Annotated in this window: 3 protein-coding genes; all 3 read left to right on the top strand. The window is 35.2% G+C overall.

The features are described 5' to 3' along the window. Nucleotides 1–19 precede the first annotated feature (19 nt). The gene (locus GXZ93_03735; GenBank protein ID HHT78891.1) at nucleotides 20–574 is read left to right on the top strand and encodes a FadR family transcriptional regulator; all 555 of its coding nucleotides are present in this window, start codon (nucleotides 20–22) and stop codon (nucleotides 572–574) included. A gap of 71 nt (nucleotides 575–645) precedes the next feature. Beyond that, a complete protein-coding gene (locus tag GXZ93_03740; protein ID HHT78892.1) occupies nucleotides 646–1,614 on the top strand; it encodes an ABC transporter permease in 969 nt (322 codons plus the stop codon). Nucleotides 1,615–1,690: 76 nt separating this feature from the next. Continuing rightward, on the top strand, nucleotides 1,691–2,001 hold a 311-nt coding region (locus GXZ93_03745; protein ID HHT78893.1), incomplete at its 3' end, for a hypothetical protein.

Here is a 2,001-nt window from a genome sequence, read left to right on the forward strand (position 1 = left end):
CAGAGAAGCTTTATCTGCCTTGGAAATGATTGGAATAATTGATATAAGGCCCGGCATAGGGGCTTTTGTCAAAAAACTTACAATCAATTCATTCTTTAACCCTGTCAAACTGAACTTTAAGCCAGATAATGAATTGATTCTTGATCTTCTTAGCTTTAGAGAGCTGTTCGAAACAATTATAGCAAAAGAGTCAGTCATAAAAGCTACTGATACTGATATCAAGAATCTTGAAGAAAATCTGGCACTTACAAAATTTTATATAGAAAGAGATAATATAAAGAAATTTGTTCAGCTGGACTACGAATTTCATGAAAAATTATCAGAATCTTCTCACAATAAAATAATCCACAGTATTTTTGAAATCATTTTTCCTTTATTGAAATATACAATAACAGAAATCCTGGTGAAAACCGCTCAATACCCTGATGTAATGAACAAATCCTATGACCACCATAAAGAAATAATGGAAAACATAATAAAGAAAAACAGTCAGAAAACCATTGAAAGCATAAAAAAACATCTGGAGTTTGTTAAAGGAAATTATAAAAAATTTCATCTGGCAAATAATGATTAAAAAAAATTTAAATATTTTAATTAATTACTAATGTTGTTTTTTCTTGGCAAAGTTAAAAAAAGGAGTAAGAATTGAAAAAGTTTCACCTAAGAGATATCTTTGCAAGCGGTAATTTTGGATTATTTGTCGCAGCTCTTGTTTTATTCGCAGTACTTTCCATTTTTTCTGACAGTTTCCTGACATCTTATAATATGTATACTATAGGCAGAACTTTATCTCTTTATGCATTTATAGGATTATCCCAGGCACTTGTCCTTGTTGTGGGAGACATGAATCTTTCAGTGGGGGCTATTGGCGGACTTGCAACAATCACAGCCGGTTATCTTATAGATATACACCATATGCCGGGATGGATTGCGGTTGCCGTTGCCCTGCTTGTAGGAATAGCCTGCGGAGTTTTTAACGGTTTGATAATTACGAAATTCGGCATTAATTCCTTTATTGTAACACTGGCAACTTCTTTTATTTTTACAGGCATAAATTATGGTTTTACCCAGGGCTTCTCTTTCGTAAATATTCCTGAATCATTCACTCTTTTAGGAAAAGGTCAGATATTCGGAATACCTTCATTGTTCATCTTCCTTATTTTCTGTCTGATAATTTTATTTTTATTTTTCAGATTTTCAATTGCAGGAAGAAGACTACTGGCAGTGGGGGAAAATTCAGAAGCTGCAAAGTTTTCAGGAGTAAATGTAGATAAAATAAAATTATTAAGCCATATCCTCTCAGGTTTTATAGCAGGGCTTGCGGGTGTTCTGTATATCTCAAGGATGGGGACATCAAGCCCCGTAACCGGACAGGACTGGCTTATCATCTCATTTGCAGTTGCGATTATCGGAGGAACAGGCTTAAGCGGTGGTTCTCTGACCGCTTTCGGACTTTTAATAGGTGCAATAATCATGGTAATGATAAAAAACGGCCTGGTCGTGCTACAGACAAACGTTTACTGGGAGCAGTCATTTCTGGGATTGCTCATTCTTGTAGCTGTCGGCATTGACAGGATAAGAACAGTTTACAACCAGAAAAAACTATTATCCTGATAAATTTTACGATAAATATTTTAAATTTCCAAAATGATAGTAAATACCAATTAATAAAAAGAAGAGAGGTAATAAAATGATAAAAAAATTATTTACCTTAATGTCAATTGCGGCAGTTATTGCCACAATTGGACTAGTAAGTTTCAGCTGTCAGGCTGCTTCTGCTGCTGAAACTACTGCGGCTGCTGAAACTACTGCGGCTGCTGAAACCACTGCGGCTACTGAATCTGCCAAAAATTACAAGTTGGCATCATATTGGCCTGCAGTACATCCTTATTTTGAATCTGTTAAAAAAGGACTGGCAAAGCACAAAGAAGATTTCGGAGTAGAAATTTATGCACAGATAGGAACTGACTGGACACAGCCTACTGAAAATGAACAGGTTGA

The sequence above is a fragment of the Actinomycetota bacterium genome, from assembly GCA_012837825.1.
Lineage (GTDB): Bacteria > Actinomycetota > Humimicrobiia > Humimicrobiales > Humimicrobiaceae > Humimicrobium.